Annotated in this window: 25 protein-coding genes; 13 read left to right on the top strand and 12 right to left on the bottom strand. The window is 70.7% G+C overall.

The features are described from left to right. Positions 1 to 52: 52 nt before the first annotated feature. Positions 53 to 718, top strand: coding sequence for a phosphate signaling complex protein PhoU (gene phoU, locus NZH93_RS29230; protein ID WP_259626439.1), 666 nt, complete (start codon positions 53 to 55; stop codon positions 716 to 718). 46 nt (positions 719 to 764) lie between these two features. Here phoU and NZH93_RS29225 read toward each other — a convergent pair whose 3' ends face one another. The 10 genes from NZH93_RS29225 to NZH93_RS29180 all read right to left on the bottom strand — a co-directional run bounded on the left by NZH93_RS29225 (position 765) and on the right by NZH93_RS29180 (position 10,131). Continuing rightward, positions 765 to 1,556 (bottom strand): ESX secretion-associated protein EspG, encoded by a 792-nt coding sequence (locus tag NZH93_RS29225; RefSeq protein WP_259626438.1) that lies wholly within the window; start codon positions 1,554 to 1,556, stop codon positions 765 to 767. Continuing rightward, entirely contained in the window at positions 1,553 to 3,088 is a 1,536-nt protein-coding gene (locus NZH93_RS29220; protein ID WP_259626437.1) for a PPE domain-containing protein, read from the bottom strand. The genes NZH93_RS29225 and NZH93_RS29220 overlap by 4 nt, the downstream gene beginning before the upstream one ends. Positions 3,089 to 3,100: 12 nt before the next feature. Next, positions 3,101 to 3,661: a DUF3558 family protein gene (locus tag NZH93_RS29215; protein WP_259626436.1), complete on the bottom strand. Its 561-nt coding sequence runs from the start codon at positions 3,659 to 3,661 to the stop codon at positions 3,101 to 3,103. 14 nt (positions 3,662 to 3,675) lie between these two features. Further along, complete coding sequence (locus tag NZH93_RS29210; RefSeq protein WP_259626460.1) at positions 3,676 to 4,044, bottom strand: hypothetical protein; 369 nt, start codon at positions 4,042 to 4,044, stop codon at positions 3,676 to 3,678. Between the two features lie 166 nt (positions 4,045 to 4,210). Beyond that, positions 4,211 to 4,987, bottom strand: coding sequence for a phosphate ABC transporter ATP-binding protein PstB (gene pstB, locus NZH93_RS29205; protein ID WP_259626435.1), 777 nt, complete (start codon positions 4,985 to 4,987; stop codon positions 4,211 to 4,213). A gap of 17 nt (positions 4,988 to 5,004) precedes the next feature. After that, complete coding sequence (pstA, locus tag NZH93_RS29200) at positions 5,005 to 5,919, bottom strand: phosphate ABC transporter permease PstA (RefSeq protein ID WP_259626434.1); 915 nt, start codon at positions 5,917 to 5,919, stop codon at positions 5,005 to 5,007. Next, on the bottom strand, positions 5,916 to 6,980 hold the full coding sequence (gene pstC / locus NZH93_RS29195) for a phosphate ABC transporter permease subunit PstC (protein ID WP_259626433.1): 1,065 nt from the start codon (positions 6,978 to 6,980) through the stop codon (positions 5,916 to 5,918). The genes pstA and pstC overlap by 4 nt, the downstream gene beginning before the upstream one ends. Before the next feature lie 38 nt (positions 6,981 to 7,018). Next, a complete protein-coding gene (gene pstS, locus NZH93_RS29190) occupies positions 7,019 to 8,143 on the bottom strand; it encodes a phosphate ABC transporter substrate-binding protein PstS (RefSeq protein ID WP_259626432.1) in 1,125 nt (374 codons plus the stop codon). 199 nt (positions 8,144 to 8,342) lie between these two features. Then, complete coding sequence (gene mshD, locus NZH93_RS29185; RefSeq protein ID WP_372506908.1) at positions 8,343 to 9,230, bottom strand: mycothiol synthase; 888 nt, start codon at positions 9,228 to 9,230, stop codon at positions 8,343 to 8,345. Between the two features lie 136 nt (positions 9,231 to 9,366). Beyond that, positions 9,367 to 10,131: a response regulator transcription factor gene (locus NZH93_RS29180; RefSeq protein WP_259626431.1), complete on the bottom strand. Its 765-nt coding sequence runs from the start codon at positions 10,129 to 10,131 to the stop codon at positions 9,367 to 9,369. 245 nt (positions 10,132 to 10,376) lie between these two features. On the opposite strand from NZH93_RS29180, the gene NZH93_RS29175 reads away from it, so the two are divergent. From NZH93_RS29175 to NZH93_RS29145, 8 genes are all read left to right on the top strand, one after another. Beyond that, positions 10,377 to 11,042 (top strand): alpha/beta hydrolase family protein, encoded by a 666-nt coding sequence (locus NZH93_RS29175; RefSeq protein ID WP_372506907.1) that lies wholly within the window; start codon positions 10,377 to 10,379, stop codon positions 11,040 to 11,042. Then, complete coding sequence (locus NZH93_RS29170; RefSeq protein WP_259626429.1) at positions 11,039 to 11,848, top strand: LmeA family phospholipid-binding protein; 810 nt, start codon at positions 11,039 to 11,041, stop codon at positions 11,846 to 11,848. The genes NZH93_RS29175 and NZH93_RS29170 overlap by 4 nt, the downstream gene beginning before the upstream one ends. A 1-nt stretch (position 11,849) precedes the next feature. Then, entirely contained in the window at positions 11,850 to 12,293 is a 444-nt protein-coding gene (locus tag NZH93_RS29165; protein WP_259626428.1) for a TlpA family protein disulfide reductase, read from the top strand. A 66-nt stretch (positions 12,294 to 12,359) separates the two neighbouring features. Continuing rightward, positions 12,360 to 12,437 carry a putative leader peptide gene (locus NZH93_RS51300; protein WP_372506909.1) on the top strand — a complete coding sequence of 26 codons (78 nt, stop codon included), beginning with the start codon at positions 12,360 to 12,362 and terminating at the stop codon, positions 12,435 to 12,437. 104 nt (positions 12,438 to 12,541) lie between these two features. Further along, positions 12,542 to 12,976, top strand: a complete 435-nt coding sequence (locus NZH93_RS29160; protein ID WP_259626427.1) for a DUF4395 domain-containing protein — start codon at positions 12,542 to 12,544, stop codon at positions 12,974 to 12,976. A gap of 31 nt (positions 12,977 to 13,007) precedes the next feature. After that, on the top strand, positions 13,008 to 13,853 hold the full coding sequence (locus tag NZH93_RS29155; RefSeq protein ID WP_259626426.1) for a sulfurtransferase: 846 nt from the start codon (positions 13,008 to 13,010) through the stop codon (positions 13,851 to 13,853). A gap of 2 nt (positions 13,854 to 13,855) precedes the next feature. After that, positions 13,856 to 14,158: a DUF1416 domain-containing protein gene (locus tag NZH93_RS29150; RefSeq protein WP_259626425.1), complete on the top strand. Its 303-nt coding sequence runs from the start codon at positions 13,856 to 13,858 to the stop codon at positions 14,156 to 14,158. A gap of 211 nt (positions 14,159 to 14,369) precedes the next feature. After that, positions 14,370 to 15,005, top strand: a complete 636-nt coding sequence (locus tag NZH93_RS29145; RefSeq protein WP_259626424.1) for a heme-binding beta-barrel domain-containing protein — start codon at positions 14,370 to 14,372, stop codon at positions 15,003 to 15,005. 27 nt (positions 15,006 to 15,032) lie between these two features. Here NZH93_RS29145 and NZH93_RS29140 read toward each other — a convergent pair whose 3' ends face one another. Then, entirely contained in the window at positions 15,033 to 15,866 is an 834-nt protein-coding gene (locus tag NZH93_RS29140; protein WP_259626423.1) for an ABC transporter permease, read from the bottom strand. After that, a complete protein-coding gene (locus NZH93_RS29135; RefSeq protein ID WP_259626422.1) occupies positions 15,863 to 16,735 on the bottom strand; it encodes an ABC transporter ATP-binding protein in 873 nt (290 codons plus the stop codon). Before NZH93_RS29135 ends, NZH93_RS29140 begins: the two co-directional genes overlap by 4 nt. A gap of 135 nt (positions 16,736 to 16,870) precedes the next feature. Between NZH93_RS29135 and NZH93_RS29125 the strand changes: the two genes are divergently transcribed. From NZH93_RS29125 to NZH93_RS29110, 4 genes are all read left to right on the top strand, one after another. Next, entirely contained in the window at positions 16,871 to 17,788 is a 918-nt protein-coding gene (locus NZH93_RS29125; protein WP_372506906.1) for a GbsR/MarR family transcriptional regulator, read from the top strand. 16 nt (positions 17,789 to 17,804) lie between these two features. Continuing rightward, complete coding sequence (gene pxpB, locus NZH93_RS29120) at positions 17,805 to 18,413, top strand: 5-oxoprolinase subunit PxpB (RefSeq protein WP_259626421.1); 609 nt, start codon at positions 17,805 to 17,807, stop codon at positions 18,411 to 18,413. Beyond that, positions 18,410 to 19,300, top strand: a complete 891-nt coding sequence (locus NZH93_RS29115; RefSeq protein ID WP_259626420.1) for a 5-oxoprolinase subunit C family protein — start codon at positions 18,410 to 18,412, stop codon at positions 19,298 to 19,300. The genes pxpB and NZH93_RS29115 overlap by 4 nt, the downstream gene beginning before the upstream one ends. Positions 19,301 to 19,361: 61 nt before the next feature. Continuing rightward, on the top strand, positions 19,362 to 21,920 hold the full coding sequence (locus NZH93_RS29110; protein WP_259626419.1) for a glycosyl hydrolase family 18 protein: 2,559 nt from the start codon (positions 19,362 to 19,364) through the stop codon (positions 21,918 to 21,920). The last annotated feature ends 212 nt before the right edge of the window (positions 21,921 to 22,132 follow it).

Raw genomic sequence — 22,132 nt, 5'->3', positions numbered from 1 at the left:
GGGTTCATTCGACGATGTCGCTGCCGCGACGCGGCCGACGTACGCTGTCGGCATGCGTGAGGCCTACCATGACCAGCTCGGACAGCTCGCCGACCAGCTCGCCGACATGTGCGGCATGGTCGGTGACGCCATGGAGCGCGCGACCACCGCGCTGCTCGACGCGGACCTGGCGCTCGCCGAACAGGTGATCGGCGACGACGCCAAGGTCGACGACGTGCGCGCCAGCATCGAGGAGCAGTCCTACGCGCTGCTCGCGCTGCAAGCCCCCGTCGCGACGGACCTGCGCACGGTGCTCGCGGTCATCCACGCCGCGGAGAGCGTGGAGCGCATGGGAGACCTGGCGCTGCACGTGGCGAAGGCCGCGCGGCGCAGGCACCCGCAGCAGGTGCTCGGCGAGGACGTCAAGCCGTACTTCGCCGAGATGGGCCGCATCGCGGTCGAGCTGGCGCGCGAGGCCACCGAGGTCATCCGCACCCAGGACGTCGGCCGCGCGCGGCTGATCGAGGACGCGGACGACGCGATGGACGACCTGCACCGCCACCTGTTCACGGTGATCATGGACAAGGACTGGCCGTACGGCGTCGCCTCCGCCGTCGACACGACCCTGCTCGGCCGCTTCTACGAGCGCTTCGCCGACCACGCGGTCTCGGTCGCCAAGCGCACCGTCTTCGTCGTCACCGGCCGGATGCCCGGCTACGGGGACGACTCCGACGTCTGATCCTCCTCGCCCGCCAAGGGACCTCGTCGTCGACGGGGTCCCTTCTTCACGTCCGGAGCGCGGTCAGTTCCTGCACGAGCTGCGCCGCGATGCGGCTGTTGTCGGCGGGCGCCTGCGTGAGCCAGTCCCGACCGTCCCGGCCGGGTCGCTTCAGCGACAGGTAGCGGCCTTGGTCGTTGTCGAACCAGGCGACCTGGGGCGAGCGGGTCTCCCGGCCGTGACGGCCTCGGACCGCGACACCGAATTGCCCGGCGCGCAACCTCGGCCGTTCGAAAACCGCTGTGAGCGCCCGAGTTTGAGCGGCGGTCGCGGAACGGGACGTCATCGTGCTGGTGAACGTCGCGGTAGCGAAGTCGTCCAGCCGCGGCGGTGACGTCGGGCCGCCGGGCATCGGCACGGCGACCGACTGGCCGGGCCCCGGCCGGTACGGCGGGACCAGGTCGACGACCGCGCGGACGAGAGCGCTCGACCGGAGCACGTCCACCCGCATCATCCGCTCGTCGAGCACGGCCAGCGTGGCCATCTCACCGACCGCGCCACCCCGTGCGAGCAACTGGCGCTCCACCGCGTTGGCGTCGAGCGACGCGATGGCCGTGACACCGAAGTCGAAGCGCACCAACGCGGTCAGCACCTGCTCGACCTCCGGCGTGGCCCGACCGCGCGCGGCCAGGCCACGCGACTGGAGGTCGTGGTAGACGGCCTCGCGGATGGCGCGCCGCTCGTCCTCCGTCCGGCCCGCATAGGGGAAGTCGAACGGGTAGGGGCGGCTGCCGAGGCCGAGGTCCTCCCACAGGACGTCGGCGGCCGGGTGCGAGAGGGCGAACGAGCGCACGCTCACCCGCCGATGACGGGCGGGGCGACCATCGTCCCGTCCCCGAACACGTCCTCGGTCTCGACCAGGTACGACGGCGCCTTGTGCTCCGTGTCCTCGTCGCCCTGCCCCTTGGCCCCGCCACCGCCCATGCCGCCACCCATGCCCGCGCCGCCCGCGCCGCCGCGGCCCGCACCGCCCAGTCCGGCCAACCCGCCCGAGCCGGACGGCCCGAAGCCGCCCGCGCGGTCGCCGAACGCACCCGCCGACCCGCCGGGTCCGAAGCCCTTGGCCGCGCCACCGAGTCCGCCGCCGAGACCACCACCCGGACCACCACCGAGGCCGCCGCCGAGGCCGCCTCGACCACCGAGGCCACCGCCCGCGCCGCCACCGCCACGGCCACCGAGACCGCCGCCCGAGCCACCGCCGGGTCCGCCTAGTCCGCCGCGGCCGGGACCCGTGCCGGGACGGCCGCCCGGCGGGAAGCCGCCAGGGCCGGGGAACGGGCCGGGAACGAGGCCAGGACCGGGGAACGGACCACCGGTTCCCCCGCCGCCACCACCGCCTCCGCCACCACCGGTACCCGGCGTCGTACCGCCGCCCGGTGGGACGAAACCGGTCGTGGTCGTGGAGCCGCCGGTGGAGCCGCTCGGACCGACGGTGCCCGTACCCGTGCCGGTCCCGGTGCCGTTGGGAACGCCGTTCGTCCCCGGAATGCCCGTCCCGCCAGGGGGTTGGCCGTTGTCGCCGCCGCCGCTGCTGTCCATGGGAGGCGGCGGGGCGAAGGCGGGCATGGTCGACCCGGCTTCCTGGAACCCGGCCGACATGGTGTTCATGACCTCGGCGGCCCGCTCGTGGGCCTGCTGCTTCTCCTCGAACTTCGCCTCGATCTTGTCGATCGTCTCGGCCCACTTGAACGGGTTCGGCTCGGCGAAGAACATCTTGTAGGCGTCGGCGGTGCTGAACTGGACCGGTTCCGGCATGGAGTTCTTCGCCGTCTCGGCGGCGTTCTGCTGGGCCGACAACCTGTTGCCGGTCAACTGCGCGGCCTGCGCGGCGTCACCGGACCACTTCGCGACCCCCGTGAAGTAGCCCTGCGCCGCCCCCGCGGCCTCACCGCGCCACGCGCCCTTGCTCGCCTCGGTCGCCGTCGTCAGCCCACTCTGCAACTCCGCCAGGGTGTTGCCGATCTTCGTCCAGGCCTCGCCCTGCTCATCGGCAGTGCCGGGGTCCATGTCGTCGTTGACCATGGACTTGAGCGCCGTGTGGTCGTAGCCCAGGTAGTACGAGCCGACCGACGACATCGGCGGCCGGTACGTCTCCACGACCTGCTCGAGCTGCGCCTGCTGCGCGGCCTGGTTCGCCGCCGCACCGGTCTTGTACTTCAGGTAGTCGTCGATCGTCGTGAACCTGCCGAAGAACCCAGGACTCTCCGCCACCGCCCGGTCGTACTCGGCCCGCAACTCGGCCTCGGTCTGCCCCGCGTACGTGACCTGGCCCGCCTGGCTGTTCGGCGCGGGAGCGCCACCGGGACCGGTCTGGGTGGAGGGCGGTGCCATGACGTGCCTTTCCTACTTCGGCAGAGAGGGTTCGACGGCGGTGGCGATCTTGGTCGCCGCGTCGCAGGCCTTGTCGAGCGAGACGTTGGCCGACGACAGGAAATCGACCCGTGACTTGCCGGAGACCTCGACGGCGACCAAGCACGCGGAACTGGAGAACGCCTTCTTCACGAGCTTGGCCTTGCGCGGGCCGACGGTGGTGTCCGAGGACTCCGCGTTCGGCCCACCCGTCGCTTCCTGAACGCCCAGGTCAGGCCACACCTTGATGGAAACCGAAACACCTTCGTCAGCCCCGTACTCGGCGCCGCACTCCTGCTTGCCGACCTCTTCGATCTCGGTGAGGCTGAACTGCCCCGCGATCGAGGTCAGCGCCTTGCAGGAATCGAAGGACACCAGCGCGTTCCCCGAACCGGACGACGGCGAGGCAGCCGATGTGGACGACTCCACCGGAGCGGAACTCGACTTCCCCGTTCCCGTGGCCGGAGTGGGACTGCCGCCCCGTTCCTGGGAACAACCGGCCACGACGAGGCTGAGGGCCGCGATCAGGCAAGCAGATCGAATTGACAAAGACATGGCCGACCGCATCCTCATTTCATCTGCGATTCATCGATGGCGTGGTAGTTCTCGACCGCCTTCTTCATCGCTGTTCTGGCCTCTTCGAGCGCCGTCTTGAGCTGATCCATCGCCGGGACGATCCCCGCGGTCCCCGAACCGCCCGTGGCGCTCTCCAGGTTGTACCGGCTCAGGGTCTGACCGTCCGGACTCGTTCCGAGCTTGGTCGGCTGCTGGAGCACGGCCATGTGCTGATCGATCTGGCGCAGGTCCTTCTGAGCCGCCTCGATGGCCTTCACGTACGCCTCAGCGCCCTCGGGGCTGATGGCGAAGCCGCCTGATTCCGCCGACTGCTTCAGGCTCTGCATGTTGGCCGTCATGGTCCGCATCGACTCGACACTCATCGCCACCGCTGTTCCCCCCGATCGTCAAGGCAGCACGGTACCGGTTCGGCCATCCCGTGTCCCACCTATGACGGACGTGCGGAATCCTCAGTTCCGTACGTGACCCAACAGGGGAAAGGCCCGCCCCCCGAAAGCGGGGAACGGGCCTTTCGGGAAGGCTTCGGGGTCAGCCGAAGCGGCCGGAGATGTAGTCCTCCGTGGCCTTCTGGGTGGGGTTGGAGAAGATCTTCTCCGTGTCGTCGACCTCGATGAGCTGGCCCGGCTGGCCGACGCCCAGGAGGTTGAAGAACGCCGTCTGGTCGCTGACGCGGGCGGCCTGCTGCATGTTGTGGGTGACGATGACGATCGTGTAGTCCTTCTTCAGCTCGGTGATCAGGTCCTCGATCGCCAAGGTGGAGATGGGGTCCAGTGCGGAGCACGGTTCGTCCATGAGCAGGACGTCCGGCTGCACGGCGATGGCCCTCGCGATGCACAGGCGCTGCTGCTGGCCGCCGGACAGGCCGCCGCCGGGGCGGTCCATCCGGTCCTTGACCTCGTTCCAGAGGTTGGCGCCGCGCAGCGAGCGCTCGGCCACCTCGTCGAGCTGCTTCTTGTTCTTGACGCCCGCCAGCTTCAGGCCGGCCACCACGTTGTCGCGGATGGACATCGTGGGGAACGGGTTGGGGCGCTGGAACACCATGCCGATGGTGCGCCGCACCTGCACCGGGTCCACCGTGGACGCGTAGATGTCCTCGCCGTCCAACTGCACCGTGCCCTCGACCCGTGCGCCGGGGGCGACCTCGTGCATGCGGTTCAACGACCGCAGCACGGTGGACTTGCCGCAGCCCGACGGACCGATGAACGCGGTCACGTTGCGCGGCGGCACGGAGAGCGAAACCTGCTGCACGGCGTGGAACTTGCCGTAGAAGAGGTTGAGGTCCTTGACGTCGATGCGCTTCGCCATCGCTACTTACCGCCCGCTCACTTGGTCTTCGGCGCGAGCCACCGCGAGATCACGGTCGCCAGCAGGTTGAACAGCGTGATGATCAGGACAAGGGTGATCGCCGCGCCCCAGATGCGGTCGAAGCCCGCCTCCGTGGGGTTGTTGCGCTCCGACGTCATCAACAGCGGCAACGAGGCCATCGGGCCGTCGAAGAGGTTGTAGTTGATGTACGGGGCGTACGCGGCGAGCACGAGCACCGGCGCGGTCTCGCCCATGACGCGGGCGAGTGCCAGCATGACGCCGGTGAGGATGCCGGACAGCGCGGTCGGGATGACGATCTTCACGATCGTCTTCCACTTGGGGATGCCCAGCGCGTAGGACGCCTCGCGCAGCTCGTCCGGCACGATCTTGAGCATTTCCTCGGTGGTGCGCACGATCACCGGCACCATCAGCAGCACCAGCGCGAGCGACACCGCGAACCCGCTGCGGCCGAAGCCGAACGTGGTGATCCACAGCGAGTACACGAAGAGCGCCGCGACGATCGACGGGACACCGGTGAGGATGTCGACCATGAACGTGGTCGCCTTCGACAGCCGCGAACGGCCGCCGTACTCCACCAGGTAGACCGCGACGAACAAGCCGATCGGGACCGAGATCAGGCCGCACACCAGGCCCTGCACCAGGGTGCCGTAGATCGCGTGGTAGACACCGCCGCCGGTCTGCCTGGAAAGCAGGCCGGACAACGACTTCTGCCACCAGTCGGCGTTGAGGACGACCGGGAAGCCGCGCTGCACCACGGTGTAGAGCACCCACACCAGCGGCACGACGGCGATCAGGAACGCCAGGCCCACCAGGACGGTCGCGGTGAGGTTCTTGGCCTTGCGGGCGGTGCTGACGCTCTGGAACGTCGGCGGGGTCGCCAACCGCGAGAGGTCGGCCGTGTCGGTGCTCATTCGTACTCCTTGCGACCGGCGACGATCGACCTCGCGATGGCGTTGACCACGAAGGTCAGCACGAAGAGCACGAGGCCTGCGGCGATGTAGGCGCCTGCGGACCTGGGGTCGTTGAACTCCGGCGCCGCCAGCGCGATCTTCGAGGCGAACGTGGCGCCGCCGTCGAAGAGGCTCCAGCCGAACGACGAGCCGGTGGCGCTGAGGATGATCGTCAGCGCGATGGTCTCGCCGAGCGCGCGCCCGAGGCCGAGCATCGACGCGCTCACGTAACCGGCCTTGCCGAACGGCAGGACGGTGGTGCGGACGACCTCCCACTTGGTGGCGCCCAACGCGATGGCGCCCTCGACGTGCGGGCCGGGCGTCCGGTCGAACACCTCGCGGCTGACGGCGGTGATGATCGGCAGGATCATCACCGCGAGGACGATGCCCGCGGTGAAGATGGTGCCGCCGAGCGCGATGCTCACGTTGCCCTTGGCGAACAGCGGGATGAAGCCGAGGCTGGAGATCAGCCACTCGCCGATCGGCGTGAGCACCGGGCCGAGGACGAACAGGCCCCACAGCCCGAAGATGATCGACGGGACGGCCGCGAGCAGGTCGATCACGTAGGCGAACGGCCTGGCGAGCCTGCGCGGCGCGTACTGGGTCAGGAAGAGGGCGATGCCGAGCGCGATCGGCATCGCGATGATCAGCGCGAACGCGGCCGACACCACGGTGACCAGGAACAGGTCCAGGATGCCGAACCGCATGTTGCCGACGTCGCCGGTCGACCACTCGCGGCTGAAGAGGAAGTTGACGTTGTCCAGCGCGAGCGACGGGATCGCCTGCACGAGCAGGAACACGCCGATGGCCCCGATGAGGGCCACGATGAACACGCCGGATCCGGTCGCCAGACCCTTGAAGATCCGGTCTCCCGGTCGGACGTGGGGGGACTTCGGTTCGACTTCCGTTTGGGGCGGAATCGGAGCCTCCGGGGGTGGCGCTGGGGTGTTGGCCGCTGCCCCCCTGGGGGCACCGGCGGGACCGGTGCCCCCAGGGGGCTTGACCACGACAGGGTCGCTCATCGCGTTGACGGCGTCGACTCGGGAGTCTGCCGGCTACCTCAGGCGATGGCCTTGATGGCGGTCAGGATCTTGTCCTGGAACGCCTTGGGCAGCGGCGCGTAGCCCGCGTCGCTCAGGCCTGCCTGGCCGTCGGTCGCGGCGACCGTGAGGAACGCCTTGACGGCCTTCGCGGTGTCGGCGTCGTAGCCCTTGGAGCAGACGATCTCGTAGGTCGCGAGGATCAGCGGGTAGGTGCCCGCGGCGGTGGAGGCGTAGATGGAGTTCAGGTCGAGGACGAGGTCGTTGCCCTCACCCTTGATCTTCGCGCCGTCGATGGCCTTGCCGACGGTCTCGGGGGTCAGCTCGACCGCGCCGCCACCGTTGTCGATCTTCGCCACGGACAGCTTGTTGTCCTGCGCGAACGACCACTCGACGTAGGTCACCGCACCGTCGACCGAGGCCACGGCCTGCGCGACACCGGCGGACTTCTCCTTGCCCTCGCCGAGGCCGCCCTTGAACGCCTTGCCGTCGCCCTGGGTCCACGCGCCCTTGGAGGCGGCGGTCAGGTACTTCTGGAAGTTGTCCGTGGTGCCGGACTCGTCGGAGCGGTAGACGACCGTGATGTCCTTGTCCGGCAGCTTCGCGCTGCTGTTCAGGGCGGCGATGGCCGGGTCGTTCCACTTCTTGACGGTGCCGTTGAAGATCTTGGCCGCGACCTCGCCGCTGACCGTGAGGTCGGTGACGCCGTCGAGCTTGTAGCTGATCGCCACGGGGCCGAAGACCAGCGGGATGTTCCACGCGGGGTTGGACTGGCAGCGCGTGGCGGCCGCGTCGACCTCGCCCTTGTCCTTGGACAGCGGGGAGTCGGAGCCGCCGAAGTCGACCTGCGCGGCGTTGAACTGCTTGACGCCCGCGCCGGAACCGGAAGCGTTGTACGCGAGGTCCGCGCCCTTGCACTTCTGCTGGTAGACCTGCACGAAGGACTCGATCGCGGTCTTCTGCGCGGACGAGCCCTCGGCGTTCAGCTTCGCCTTGCCGGTGCAGTCGACCTGCTCGGCGGAGGCCGGTGCCGAGGCGCCGCCGGTCGCTCCCGCGGGAGCGTTGTTGTCGCTGCCACACGCGGTGAGCAGGAGCGCGCCGGCCGCGATGAGGCCGAGCGTTGCGCCGTGCCGCTGGATCTTCACCTGAGGGTCCTCCACCTACCGAAAGCTTTCGCGGTTTCGCGACGGACGTCGCCGCTCGCTACGGAAGGTAGGCAGCGAGAGTGGACGGCTTCCCTAGTCGAGGTGAACGAGAGGTGAACAGGACAAGGGCACTCAACCGGCAGGCACGATCGAGACACGTCCGTGACCTGCGTGTTCGCCTTCCGTGACGGCGTGGCTACTACTGGCCGTACTGGACGTCCGCGTCCCACAGCGTGAACCCCAACCGGGTGTACACCCGGACGGCTGCCGTGTTGTCGGATTCCACGTAGAGCATCACTTGGCGTAGTCCCTGGTCCTTCAGGTAGCGCAGTCCGGCGACCGTCAGCGCCTTGCCGAGTCCGCCGCCCTGCGCGTCGGGGTCCACCCCGACCACGTAGACCTCGCCGAGGGGCTCCGGGAGGTCGTGGACCTTGGTCCAGTGGAAGCCCAGCAGCTTGCCGTCCGCGTCGACCGCGAGGAGGAAGCCCTCGGGGTCGAACCAGTCCTCGGCCTCCTTGTGGGCGACGTCCTCGATGCTCATGGCGCCCTGCTCGGGGTGCCAGTCGAAGGCCCGGTGGTTGACGTACACGACGGCCGCCTCGTCCCGGCCGGGGACGAACGGGCGGAGCGAGACGCCTTCGGGGAGTGCGGCGACGGGGAGGTCCGCGTCCAAGCGCAAACGCATGCGCAGGAGTTCGCGGACCTTGCGGAACCCGTGCTTGCCCGCCAGCGCCTCGGCGTCCGGGTGACCGCCGTGGGCCCACACCCGCAGGTTGTCCGCCTTCTCGACCACGGCCTCGCCCAGCTCGGCGCCGAGGCCCCGCTTGCGGTGGTCGGGGTGGACCACGAACTCGGCCACCTGGTTGCCCGCGGAGTCGCCGAGGAGGTCCAGGTGGGCGTAGCCGGCCACGACGCCGTCGACGCGGGCCAGCAGGTGCGCGCTACCGGTCGCGCCGGGCCTCATCCTGAGGCGGACGTGCTCGCCGACCGGGGCCACGCCGTCGGTGTGCTCGGCCGCCTCCAGCACCACGGTGACCTCGTCGGCCTGCGCCTCGGACAGCTCGGTGAACCAGCTCAGTTCCGCCACGTCCGCGACGGTACCGGGTTAGAGGTCTTCGGGATCGGCGAGAGCGGTCCGGGACGGCCCGGAGCACGTCGCGACGCACACCGGGCCCGTTCCGACGGGGTGGGGTGTCGGAACGGGCCCGGTGCGCTCGCGGCGGCTAGACGCGGAAGAACTCCGCCTCGTCGAGCGAGGACGAGGTGTCGGCCGAGTCGGCGACCTGGTCGACGCCACCCCGGCGGACGGCGCCGGGACGCGGCGGGCGGACGAACTTGTAGCCCACGTTGCGCACGGTGCCGATGAGGGACTCGTGCTCGGGGCCGAGCTTCGCGCGGAGGCGGCGGACGTGGACGTCCACCGTGCGGGTGCCGCCGAAGAAGTCGTAGCCCCAGACCTCCTGGAGGAGCTGCGCACGGGTGAAGACGCGGCCCGCGTGCTGCGCGAGGTACTTGAGGAGCTCGAACTCCTTGTACGTGAGGTCGAGCGGGCGACCCTTGAGGCGGGCCGTGTAGGTGGCCTCGTCGATGATCAGCTCGCCGAGCTGGATGGAGCCGTCGCCGCCGGTCTGGGCCGTGCCGCGGCGCGAGCGCACGAGGCGCAGGCGGGCGTCAACCTCGGCGGGGCCGGACGTCGGCAGCAGGATCTCGTCGACGCTCCAGTCGGACGTGACGGCGACCAGGCCGCCCTCCGTCACGACGGCGACGACGGGCACGTCCACGCCGCTGCTGTCGAGCAGGCGGCAGAGGCTGCGAGCCCCCGCCAGGTCGGTCCTGGCGTCGACCAGGACGATGTCGTGGGGTCCTGCCTCCAGGAGCGCGGAGACCTCGGGCCGGAGCGGCCGGACCTCGTGGGGCAGCAGGGACAGCGCGGGCAGCACCGCCTCGGGGTCTGAGTCGGTGGTCAGCAGCAGCACGTCGATGCTCATCGCGGGCCCTCCTAAGTGGCTGGTGACTGGTCACCGAACCAGCCCAGCAGCGTACGGTGACCGGGCCCCGTTGCCTGCGGATGACGGAGACAATACCGGTGCGATCCACGAAAGACCCAGGTCAACAGGTCAGGGTCACAGTTGTTTCCACAAGCGTCACGCCTGTTACATCCATGTCACATGACGGCGTGCTCCTGCACGGAGTGCACATAACCCCTGTACACGGGGTTACCGATCTTGCTTTCGTGATCGGTCACGGCTTCACGAACCACGTCCGGAAGCCCTCCGTGAGCCGGGTGCTGACCCGGTTCGCGCGGCACGGAGGTGTCGTCGCGCTCGACTTCCGGGGCCACGGGCGGTCCGCCGGGCGCTCCACCGTGGGCGCCGACGAGGTCCACGACCTCGCCGCCGGTGTTTCGCTGGCCCGGTCGCTGGGGTACCGGCGGGTCGTGACGGTGGGGTTCTCGATGGGCGCGTCGATCGCGATCCGGCACGCGGCGCTCGCGGCGGAGAAGCCGGACGCCGTGGCCGCGGTCAGCGGTCCCTCGCGCTGGTGGGTGCGGGAGACCGTCGCCATGCGCCGGGTGCACTGGCTGCTGGAGCAGCCCCACGGCAGGCTGGCGGCCCGCGCGCTCGGCGTGCGGCTCGGCGACCGGTGGGACACACCGCCCGAGAGCCCGCTGGAGGTCGTGCACCGGATCACGCCCACCCCACTGCTGGTGGTCCATGGTGAGGACGACCACTACTTCAGCCCCGCCCACGCCGTCGCGCTGCACAAGGCGACCAACGGGCACTCCGAACTGTGGCTGGAACCCGCTACCCGGCACGCCGAGTCGGCGATGACGCCCGTCCTGGTGGACCGGATAGCGGCCTGGCTCGACGACGCGTCCACACGAGAAGGAAAGAAATGACGACCGCCCCGACCCGCAGGACCACCCCGAAACGCCGCCCGTCCAGGGGTCGGAAGTGGATCATCGCCGTGCTGGTGCTGGTCGCCCTGTTCGTCGGCGCGGACTTCGCGCTGGCGGCCGCGGGCGAGTACCAGGTCGCGCAGAAGATGCGCACGAAGCTGGAGCTGACCGAGGACCCCTCGGTGCGGATCAACGGGTTCCCGTTCATCACCCAGGCGCTCAGCGGCGACTACCAGGACATCGAGATCAGCGCGACGGGCGTGCCGGTGCGCGACCAGTTGCGGGACCTGGAGGTCCAGGCGAACCTGCTGCACACCCGGATCGAGCTGTCGAACCTGCTGGCGGGCAACACCAAGGGCGCGAAGATCGACCGCGTCCAGGGCCGGGTCAAGATCAAGGCGAACGACCTGAACCGGCTGGTCAACCAGGTCACGCCGTTCACCGACATGGCGATCGAGCCGGACCGGCGCGCCGAGCAGCCCGCCGAGGCGACGGCCGCGTCCCGCACCACCGCCGCGGTGAAGCTGACCGGCAACACGACGCTGGCGGGCCGCAAGATCTCGCTCACCGCGTACGGGACGGTGACGCTGGTCAGCGGCCAGGTCGAGCTGGCGATGAACGAGCTCAAGATCGACGACGTGTCGCTGGAGCCGTTCATCCAGCAGCTCAAGCAGGCGCTCAGCATCAAGATCGACCCCGGTGTGCTGCCGTTCACCGTGACACCGACCGCCGTGCAGGTGGAGAGTGGGGCCTTCACCTTGGAGGGCACCGTGGACGACATCCCCCTCGACCAGGGCAACGGGTGACATGACCGGAGTGTGGGCGCTGCTGGCGGTGGTGGTCGTGGTCGGCGCGATCGGCCTCCTGCTGCGCGCCCGCGAAGGCCGGATCAGGACCGCGAAGCCGACCGGGCCCGCGCTGCCGGGCCCGGTCGCCGCCCTGCTGCACCCCGCCGCCCCGGTGACGCTGGTGCAGCTCTCGACGACGTTCTGCACGCCGTGCAGGCAGACGCGCGTGCTGCTGGCCGACCTGGCGGGCCGGACCGGCGGGCTGCACCACGTGGACCTGGACGTGACGGACCTGCCCGAGGTGGCCGCCGACCTGGGCGTGATGCGGACCCCGACGACCCTCGCGCTGACGTCGGCGGGCGTGGAGATCCTGCGGATCGGCGGCGTGCCGAAGCGGGACACCCTGCTGGCGGCCTTGCGGGGCTACCTGCCCGAGGAGCACCCGCCTGCCACGAACGGGTGAGTAACGCCTGTTCCAAGTAGTGGACACCACTCCCGACATGGGGGAACTGCGGTTACCCTCGAGGCCATGTACGTGCTGCTGACCAAGCGACTCGCGGTGGACCTCTGCCGCGTGCACAGCAGCCTGTGTCGAACGATGCGCTGACCGGGCGGTTCCCGGCGGCTCTCCGCGCGGAGGCGTGAGCGAGCGGCTGCCCCAGAACTGCCTGACGGACACACCTGTCCAGGTTCCCAGTCAGGAGACGCATCGTGGTCGTGGACGCCCCGGTAGACCCGCGCGGTCCTCGCTTCATCGCGTCCGCGACCGCTGCCGTGCTGGTCGTGGCGCTGCTCACCGGGTGGTGGCCGGTCCTCGCCGCCCAGGCGTTGATCTTCGCCGCCTCCGGCTTCGTCTCGCTCGGCCTCAACCCGTGGGGCCGCCTGTACCGGCTCCTCGTCGCACCCCGGCTCGCGCCGACGGCCGAGCGCGAGGACGCGGCCCCGCTGCGCTTCGCGCAGGGCGTCGGGTTCGCGTTCGCGCTCGTCGGCACGGTCGGCTACGCGACCGGCCTCACCGCCGTCGGCGTGGTCGCCACGTCCTTCGCGCTGGTCGCCGCCCTGCTGAACGCCGCGTTCAACTTCTGCCTCGGGTGCGAGATGTACCTGCTCCTGCGCCGTTTCGCGCCCGCCACCGTCCGCCAGTGACAACAGATCAAAGAATTTAGGAGCCACTCCGATGAGCCGTGAGAACGTCCTGGTCTCGGCCGCCTGGTCAGAGGAAAACCTCGGAGCGCCCGGCGTGGTGTTCGTCGAGGTCGACGAGGACACCACCGCGTACGAGGGCGGCCACATCCCCGGCGCCGTCCGCATCGACTGGAGGACGGAGTTGCAGGACCAGGTCCGCCGCGACTTCGTGGACCGCGCGGGCTTCGAGAAGCTCCTGTCCGCCAAGGGCATCTCCAACGACGACACCGTGATCCTCTACGGCGGCAACAACAACTGGTTCGCGGCCTACGCGTACTGGTACTTCAAGCTGTACGGCCACGACGCGGTGAAGCTGCTCGACGGCGGCCGCAAGAAGTGGGAGCTGGACGGGCGTCCGCTGGACAAGGACGTCGTCGAGCGCGCCGAGACGAACTACTCCGCCCAGGAGCAGGACCTGTCGATCCGCGCGTTCCGCGACGAGGTCGTCGAGGCCATCGGCACGAAGAACCTGGTCGACGTGCGCTCCCCCGACGAGTTCTCCGGCAAGCTGCTGGCCCCGGCGCACCTCCCGCAGGAGCAGGCGCAGCGCGGCGGCCACATCCCGTCGGCGATCAACGTGCCGTGGAGCAAGGCGGCCAACGAGGACGGCACCTTCCGCTCCGACGAGGAGCTGAAGGCGATCTATGGCGAGGCGGGCCTCGACGGCTCGAAGAACACCATCGCGTACTGCCGCATCGGTGAGCGCTCCTCGCACACCTGGTTCGCCCTGCACGAGCTGCTGGGCCACCAGGACGTGAAGAACTACGACGGTTCCTGGACCGAGTACGGCTCGCTCGTCGGCGTGCCGGTCGAGCTCGGCAGCGGCAAGGAAGGCTGATCATGAGCGGATGCGGTGCCCCGGACCAGTCGGTGGTCGTCACGGGCGTGGACACGACGACCGAGACGGTGCTCAGCGGCAAGGTCTTCGCCGAAGGCGCGCCCGTCGGCGGCGCGTACGTCCGGCTGCTCGACTCGACCGGCGAGTTCACCGCCGAGGTCGTGTCGTCGCCGGAGGGGGATTTCAGGTTCTTCGCGGCTCCCGGCGACTGGACGATCCGGGCGCTGCACCGCTCGGGCAACGGCCAGGCGCTCGTGACCGCGCAGGGCCCCGGCGTGCACGCGGTCGAGGTCGCGGTCGCCTGATCGCGCTCCGGAGCGCACGGGGTCGCATCCGGCGCTACCGGCCTGAGGGGACGGTGGGTGGCCTTGGCCACCGCCGTCCCCTCCGTTCCGCTCCGGGGAGATAAACTCACCGGGTGGAACACTTCTTCACGGGGCTCCTGGTCCTCGTCTCGCTGCTGATCACGTGGTTCGCCGCGTACGTGGTCTACCGGCTCTACTCCGACCAGCGCTGATGACGACGACCAACCCCGAACCGGGCAGCGGCGACGCCGCGGTGCAGGCCGCCGCCGAGCGCGCCGAGATCACCCGCGCCCGCAACACGCCGCAGTTCGCCGACCTGCCGGTCCCCGGCGACACGGCGAACCTGCGCGAGGGCCCGAACCTGCACGACCGCTGCCTGTCGCTGCTGCCGCTGATCGGCGTGTGGCGCGGCGAGGGCGAGGTCGTCTACCCGAGCATCGACGGCCCGTACCGCTTCGGCCAGCAGATCACGTTCGCCCACGACGGCAGGCCGTTCCTCTTCTACGAGGCGCGCTCGTGGCTGCTGTCGGAGTCGGGCGAGGTGATCCGGCCCGCCGCCCGCGAGACCGGGTTCTGGCGCCCGCAGGAGGACGACACGATCGAGGTCCTCCTGACGCACAACACCGGCATCCTGGAGCTGTACTACGGCAAGCCGCGCAACCAGACGTCGTGGGAGTTCTCCACGGACGCGGTCGTGCGCACCTCCACCGCCAAGGACGTCACGGCGTCCTCGCGGCTGTACGGCGTGGTCAACAACGGCGACCTCGCGTACGTCGAGGAGCGGGCCATGGTCGGCTACCCGCTCCAGCCGCACACGTCGGCACACCTGACCCGGTACGCGGGCTAGGGCTTCCACCGCACGTCGAAGGGCCCTTCAGCCGACCCGCTGGAGGGCCTTCTCGCGGCGGCCCGCGACGGTGGAGCCGGATTCGCGGCGGGCCATGCGCTTGAGCACGATCGGGGCCACCAGGAGGCCCAGGACGGTCCACGCGCTGAGCACGCCGACGGTTTCCAGGTGCCGCCAGGACTCGCCGATCTCGACGACGGCCGCGCTGTCCGGCAGCAGCGCCGACCGCGTGCCGAGGCCCATCCAGTAGACCGGGAACACCTGCGCGACGCCCTGGACCCACTCGGGCAGGGCCGTGACGGGGTAGAAGACGCCGGAGATCCCGATCAGGCCGAGGATCGGCAGGGTCAGCAGCCCCTGGCTCCTGGTGCTGGTGAACACCGAGCCGAGCACGGCGCCGATGGGCAGTGCCGCCGCGAGTCCCAGCGCCAGCACCCAGGCCAGCGTCGGCCACGAGGCCGCGTCGACGGCCAGGCCTGGAACCAGGAGCAGTGCGGGGACCAGGAAGATCGCCAGGTCGACGACCAGGCCGCCGGACACCGAGATGATCTTGCCGACGAGGTGGACCACGAGGCCGTTCGGCGTCGCCCTCGCCCGCAGCAGCGTGCCGTCCTCGCGGTCGGCGGTGAGCTGCTGGCTCATGCTGACCATCGCCATCGACGCGTTCATGCCGAGGATGCTGGGCAGCACCAGCGCGCCGAGCTGGAAGCCCGCGAAGGTCCGGTCCCGCAGGAAGACCGTGACGCCCACCATCAGCAGCGGCCAGAAGAAGTGGCCCCACAGGTCGGCGCCGTTGGTGAACGACTGCCGCAGCTCGACCACGCCGCGGTCCCACCCGGCGCGCAGTGCCGTCGTGGTCATCGGGACGTCTCCTCGGCTCGGCGCACCAGCGCGATGTACGTGTCCTCCAGCGACGAGCGGCGGACCTCGAGTTCGGTGATCTCGTCGCCGTGCTCGCGGAACAGGTCGAAGGCGAAGCGGGTGGACTCGGTGGTCGACCGGGTGAAGCGGCGCCCGTCGTGCGTCCAGCGCACCTCGTCCTCGCCGACGATCAGCTTCGCCAGCTCGTCGGCCGTGCCGTCGGCGATGATCCGGCCGCCGTCCAGCACGACGATCCGGTCGGCCAGCGATTCGGCCTCGTGCAGGTCGTGGGTGGTCAGCAGGACCGTCGTGTCGCCGAGCGCCCGCACCAGGCCGTGGAACTCGCGCCTGGCCTCCGGGTCGAACCCCACCGTCGGCTCGTCGAGGAACAGCAGCTCGGGGCGGCCGACGATGCCGATCGCCACGTCCAGCCTGCGCCGCTGCCCGCCGGAGAGGGTGCGGATCTTCTGGTTCGCCTGCGCGGTCAGCCCGACCGCGGCGACGAGTTCGTCGGCGTCCCACGGCTCGGTGTAGCCGGTGTAGCAGGACCCCAGGTGCGCCAGCAGTTCCCGCACCCGCCACTTGCCGTGGTCGCGCCACGACTGGAGCACGACGCCGACCCGCGCCCGCCACGACTCGTCGGCCCGCGCCGGGTCCTCGCCCAGCACCTCGACCCGACCGGCCGACCGGGCCCGGAAGCCCTCCAGCACCTCGATGGTGGTGGTCTTCCCCGCGCCGTTCGGCCCCAGCAGCGCCAGCACCTCACCGGGCCGGGCCTGGAACGTGACGTCGTGCAGGACGTCGGTCGCGCCGTAGCGCATGCGCAGGCCCTCGACGTCGAGGACCAGCCCGTCTTTAATCTTCACCATTTGCCGAACGCTATGACCATCACCAGCCCTCGTCAACCCAGATTGACGCCTCTGAGCTGCGATTCAGTGCAATGACAAGCCGCTGAACGCAATACTTTCGTTGCAATCGGATGCCACCTAATGCACACTGCGGGCATGCCGGGTGGACGGTTGACGAGCCAGGAGCGCAGGCGCATCGCGGCAGGTCTCGCCGACGGGCTCGGCTACGCCGAGATCGCCAGGAGGCTCGGCAGGCCGACGTCGACCGTGAGCCGCGAGGTGACCCGCAACGGCGGCGGCGCGGACTACCGGGCGGATCGGGCGCAGCGGGCGACCGGTCGGCGGGCCCGCCGGGGGCCGTCGACGACGACCCCCGCCACCGAGGTGCCCGAGGCTGCGCGGGGCTTCGTGGACGAGTTCGCGGCGATGCTCGTCGGCACCGGGCTGCCGAGGATGGCGGCACGGGTGTTCGCCGCGCTGGTGACGACCGACGCGGGGGTCCTGACGGCGGCCGACCTCGTCGGCGGGCTGCGGGTCAGCCCGGCGTCGGTGTCGCAGGCCGTCGGCTACCTCGAAGGCCTCGACCTGATCCGGCGGGAACGGGACCAGCGCCGCGAGCGGTACCTCATCGACGAGGACCTGTGGCTGCGGACGTGGCTGACGAGCGCCCGCACGAACACGGTCCTCGCGGAGACGGCCCGGCGCGGGGTGGAACTCTTCGACGTGACCACCCCCACCGGCGCCCGCCTCGAGCACATGCGGCAGTTCTTCGCCCGGCTCGGCGAGGACATGGCAGGCGGTCCGGAGGGCGTCGACGACGTCCTGACGGTCGCCGCCGCCCTGGTGCAGGCGGCCCGGCCGTGCCAGGCGGCCGAGTTGGCCACAGCACTGGGGTGGCCGGTCGGCCGGGTCGTCGACGCCCTCCGGCACGCCGAGAGCAGGCCGGACCTCACCGATCCCGTCGCGGTGCTGGACACCGGGTCCGGCGGGTACGCCGTGGGGGTGAAACCCGACCGGCTCACGGCCGCCCAGCGCACCGCCCTGAGAGGAGATTGTTCAACAATCCTCATCTAGGCCGTACGATGGAGCCATGCGGCTGCGGAGATGCGGTACGGACGCTGTGCTGGTCGAGGTCGACTCGCTCGGCGAGGTCTCGGCCGTGCGCGCGGCGGTGCGGGCGGCCGAGCTGCCGGACCTGGTGGAACTGGTGCCCGCGGCGCGAACGGTGCTCATCTCGGTCCGGCCGGGCACGGGGCTCGGCCCGGTGCGGCGGGTGCTGGGCGAGGTCGACCTGAGCCGTCCGGCCGAGATCAGGTCGCGGGAGGTGCGGATCCCGGTGCACTACGACGGGCCGGACCTGGACCTGGTCGCGCGGACGGCCGGGATGACCGCGGCCGAGGTCGTCGCGCTGCACTCGGGCACGGAGTACGAGGTCGCGTTCTGCGGGTTCGCGCCCGGCTTCGGGTACCTCGTCGGACTGCCGGAGGCGCTGCGGCAGCCCAGGCTGGACAGCCCGCGCACGAAGGTCCCCGCGGGCTCGGTGGCCATCGCGGGCGAGTTCACCGCCGCCTACCCCCGCGCCACACCCGGCGGCTGGCGGCTGCTCGGCCGCACCGACGCGACCCTGTTCGACGCCCGCCGCGAGGTGCCCGCGCTGCTCGCCCCCGGCGACCGCGTGCGGTTCGAGGTGGCCGGGTGAGGCGGCTGACCGTGCTGCGCACCGGGCCGCAGACGCTGGTGCAGGACCTCGGCAGGCCGGGGTACGCGCACCTGGGCGTGCCGCCGTCCGGCGCGCTCGACGGACCGGCCCTGCGGCTGGCGAACCGGCTCGTCGGCAACCCGGAAACCGCCGCGGGGCTGGAAGTCCTGCTCGGCGGGCTCGCGGTGCGGGCCGGGGCGTCGTGCACGGTCGTGGTGACCGGGCCGCCGGCCCCGGTGCGGCGCAACGGGTGCGCGGTCGGCTCGCACGCGCTGGTGCACCTCGCGTGCGGCGACGTCCTGGAGGTCGGCACGCCGGAGCGCGGGCTGCGGTGCTACCTCGCGGTGTCCGGCGGCGTCGACGTGCCTGCCGAACTGGGCAGCCGGTCCACCGACCTGCTGTCCGGCATCGGGCCGGATCCGGTGCGGGACAACGACGACCTGCCGCTCGGCGCGGTGACGGCCCCGGCGGTCGGCGCGGACGTGCTGGTGCCGACGCGGGTGCCGGACGCGCTGGTGGTGCCGGTGCTGCTCGGGCCGCGCGACGACTGGTTCGGCGACCCGGCCGGGCAGTTGCGGGCAGGGCGGTGGACGGTGTCGGAGAAGAGCAACCGCGTCGGCATGCGGCTCACCGGGACGGCGCTGGAGCGCGCGGAGGGCTTCGTCGGCGAGGAACTGCCCAGCGAGGGCATCCCGACCGGGGGCGTCCAGGTGCCCGCCGACGGCCAGCCGGTGGTGTTCCTGGCCGACCACCCGACCACGGGCGGCTACCCGGTGATCGGCGTGGTGCCCGCCGACGTGCTCCCGCTGCTCGCCCAGGCAAGACCAGGTGTGCCGCTGGAGTTCCGCCCTCAGGACGAACCTGGTCTAGACCCATTGTTCCGGTGACCCGCGTCACCTACGTTCACAGACGGGCCGCCGTGGTTCTCGAAGGTCGAGGAGCACACCCATGCGTCGTCTCGTCATCGCGCTGGTGGCGTTAGCCACCTCCGTGACCGTTCTCGCCCCGCCCGCCCAAGCCGCACCCGGCCTCACCGCCGCGGTCACCCGTACCGGGACCCAGGCGAAGTTCGTCGTCACCAACTCCACCACCACCGCCGTCACCGGGTGGTCGATCAAGTTCGACCTGCCCGCCGGGGTCACCGTCAGCGGCGCCGAGCACGCCACGACGACGCAGACCGGCACCAGGGTCACTCTCACGCCCGCCTATTACATCAACACCATCGGCGCGGGGCGGAACACCGAGCCCTACAGCCCCACGTTCACCCTCAGCGCGGGTGTCGACCCGACGGCGTGCACGATCAACGGCGCGAACTGCGACGGCACCGGCGAACCGCCGCCGCCCGCCGCGCCGACCACCGCGTCGTTCTCGCTGAGCGGCACCACGGGCAAGTACGTGGTGAACAACAACACCGACGCCGCGCTGGCGTCGTGGTCGATCGTCTTCGAGCTGCCCGCGGGCGTCACGGCCACCGGCGCCCAGCACTCGACGATCAGCCAGAGCGGCCGCCTCGTCACGCTGGTCCCGGTGTACTACAACAAGAGCGTCGCGGCCCGCGGCTCGACCGAGCCGTACAGCCCGACGTTCACCCTCAGCTCGGCGGTCGAGCCGACGAGCTGCCGGATCAACGACGTCCGCTGCGACGGCGGCGCGGACGCCCCGCCCACCGCGCCCGCGAACCTGCGGTCGCCGGTGAAGACCACCCGTACGGTGTCGCTGGCCTGGGACGCGGCGACGCCGGGCTCGCTGCCGCTGGCCGGGTACGAGGTCTACCAGGGCACGTCGCTGGTCACCACGGTCACCGGCACCGCCGCGACCGTGACCGGCCTCAGCCCGAACACCGCGTACGCGTTCACGGTGCGGGCCAAGGACAGCAGGGGCAACCGCGGTCCCGCGAGCACCGCGCTGGCCGTCACCACGAACAACCCGAGCGACGACACCCAGGCGCCGACCGTGCCCGGCGGGCTGCGCAGCACGGCCGTCGACTCGGCGAGCGTGTCGCTGGCGTGGACCGCGTCGACCGACAACCGCGGGGTCGCCGGGTACGACGTCTTCGTCGGCGGCGTGCTGAACTCCACGGTCGCGGGCACGTCCGCCGTCATCACCGGGCTCTCCCCGTCCACCGCCTACACGTTCACCGTCCGGGCCCGCGACCTGTACGACAACGTGTCCGCGTTCACCCCCGGCCTCCAGGTGTCCACGGCCGACGTCGTCGGCAGCGGCTACGCCAGGGTCGGCTACTTCGTGCAGTGGGGCATCTACGGCCGCCAGTTCTTCGTGAAGAACTTGGACACCAACGGTTCCGCGGCGAAGATGACCCACCTCAACTACGCGTTCGGCAACATCGACCCGGTCAACCTGACCTGCCTGCACGGCGTCACGAAGGGCACCAGCGCCAACCCGCAGGACCCGAACCAGGGTGACGGCGCCGGTGACGCCGAAGCCGACTACAGCAGGCCGTTCGCCGCCTCCCAGTCCGTCGACGGCGTGGCCGACACGGGCTGGGAGTCGTTGCGCGGCAACTACAACCAGCTCCGCAAGCTCAAGGTCAAGTACCCGAACCTGAAGGTGCTGATCTCGCTGGGCGGCTGGACGTACTCCAAGTACTTCTCCGACGTGGCCGCCACCGACGCGGCGCGGAAGAAGTTCGTGTCGTCGTGCCTGGACATCTACATCAAGGGCAACCTGCCGGTGTATAACGCGGCGGGCGGACCGGGCAGCGCCGCCGGGATCTTCGACGGCATCGACCTCGACTGGGAGTGGCCCGGCGCGGAAGGCCACGCGGGCAACCACTTCAGCCCGGCCGACAAGAACAACAACACGCTGCTGATCGCCGAGTTCCGCAGGCAGCTCGACGCCCTGTCGACGACCACGGGCAAGCGCTACCAGATCACCGCGTTCACCCCGGCCGACCCGGCGAAGATCGCGGCGGGCTGGGACCTCGCGGAGGTCGCCAAGTCCATGGACATCTTCAACGTGCAGGGCTACGACTTCCACGGTGCAGGCAGCGACAACTCGTGGGAGCCGAACCGCACCGGCCACCAGGGCAACCTGTACCCGGACCCGACCGACCCGTACGCCACGAAGTTCAGCGTCGAGTCCACGGTGAACACGTACCTGAACGCGGGGGTGCCACCGCGCAAGATCACGCTCGGCCTCGCGTTCTACGGGCGCGGCTGGCAGGGCGTGGCCGACGGCGGGCGCAAGGGCGTGTGGCAGACGGCCACGGGCGCGGCACCCGGCCAGTTCGCGGAGGAAGCGGGGACCCGCGGTTACGCGAACCTGGTCGCCAGCGTGCCGGGGTGCGCCGTCCAGCACGACGAGGTCGCGGTCGCCAGCTACTGCTACACGGGCGCGGGCGGGCAGTGGTGGACGTTCGACGACGTCTGGTCGATCGGGAAGAAGACCGCGTGGCTGCGGGGCAGGGGATTGCTCGGGGCCATGTTCTGGGAGATGTCCGGTGACACCGGGACGCTGATCAACGCGGTGGACGCCGGTCTGAGGTAGCCCGATTTTGCCCGGCGGTGGGCACCGATTCCTGTCGGTGCCCACCGCTAGGCTCGAATTCGGGGGAACCCCCTGCGCACGCGCGAGGGATGGGCCCCCGGAATTCGACGCTACGGGTGGGGTCCGACATTTTCGGTGCCGGCAGCAAGGCCCGGTGAACACGATCGGATGAATCGTCGTGGGGGGCCGGCCGGGGCCCCCCCCGGGGGTGT

Source organism: Umezawaea endophytica (assembly GCF_025061645.1).
GTDB classification, from domain to species: Bacteria; Actinomycetota; Actinomycetes; order Mycobacteriales; family Pseudonocardiaceae; genus Umezawaea; species Umezawaea endophytica.
The sequence above is the reverse complement of the archived record's forward strand: the minus strand, read 5'-3'. Positions and strand labels throughout refer to the sequence as shown.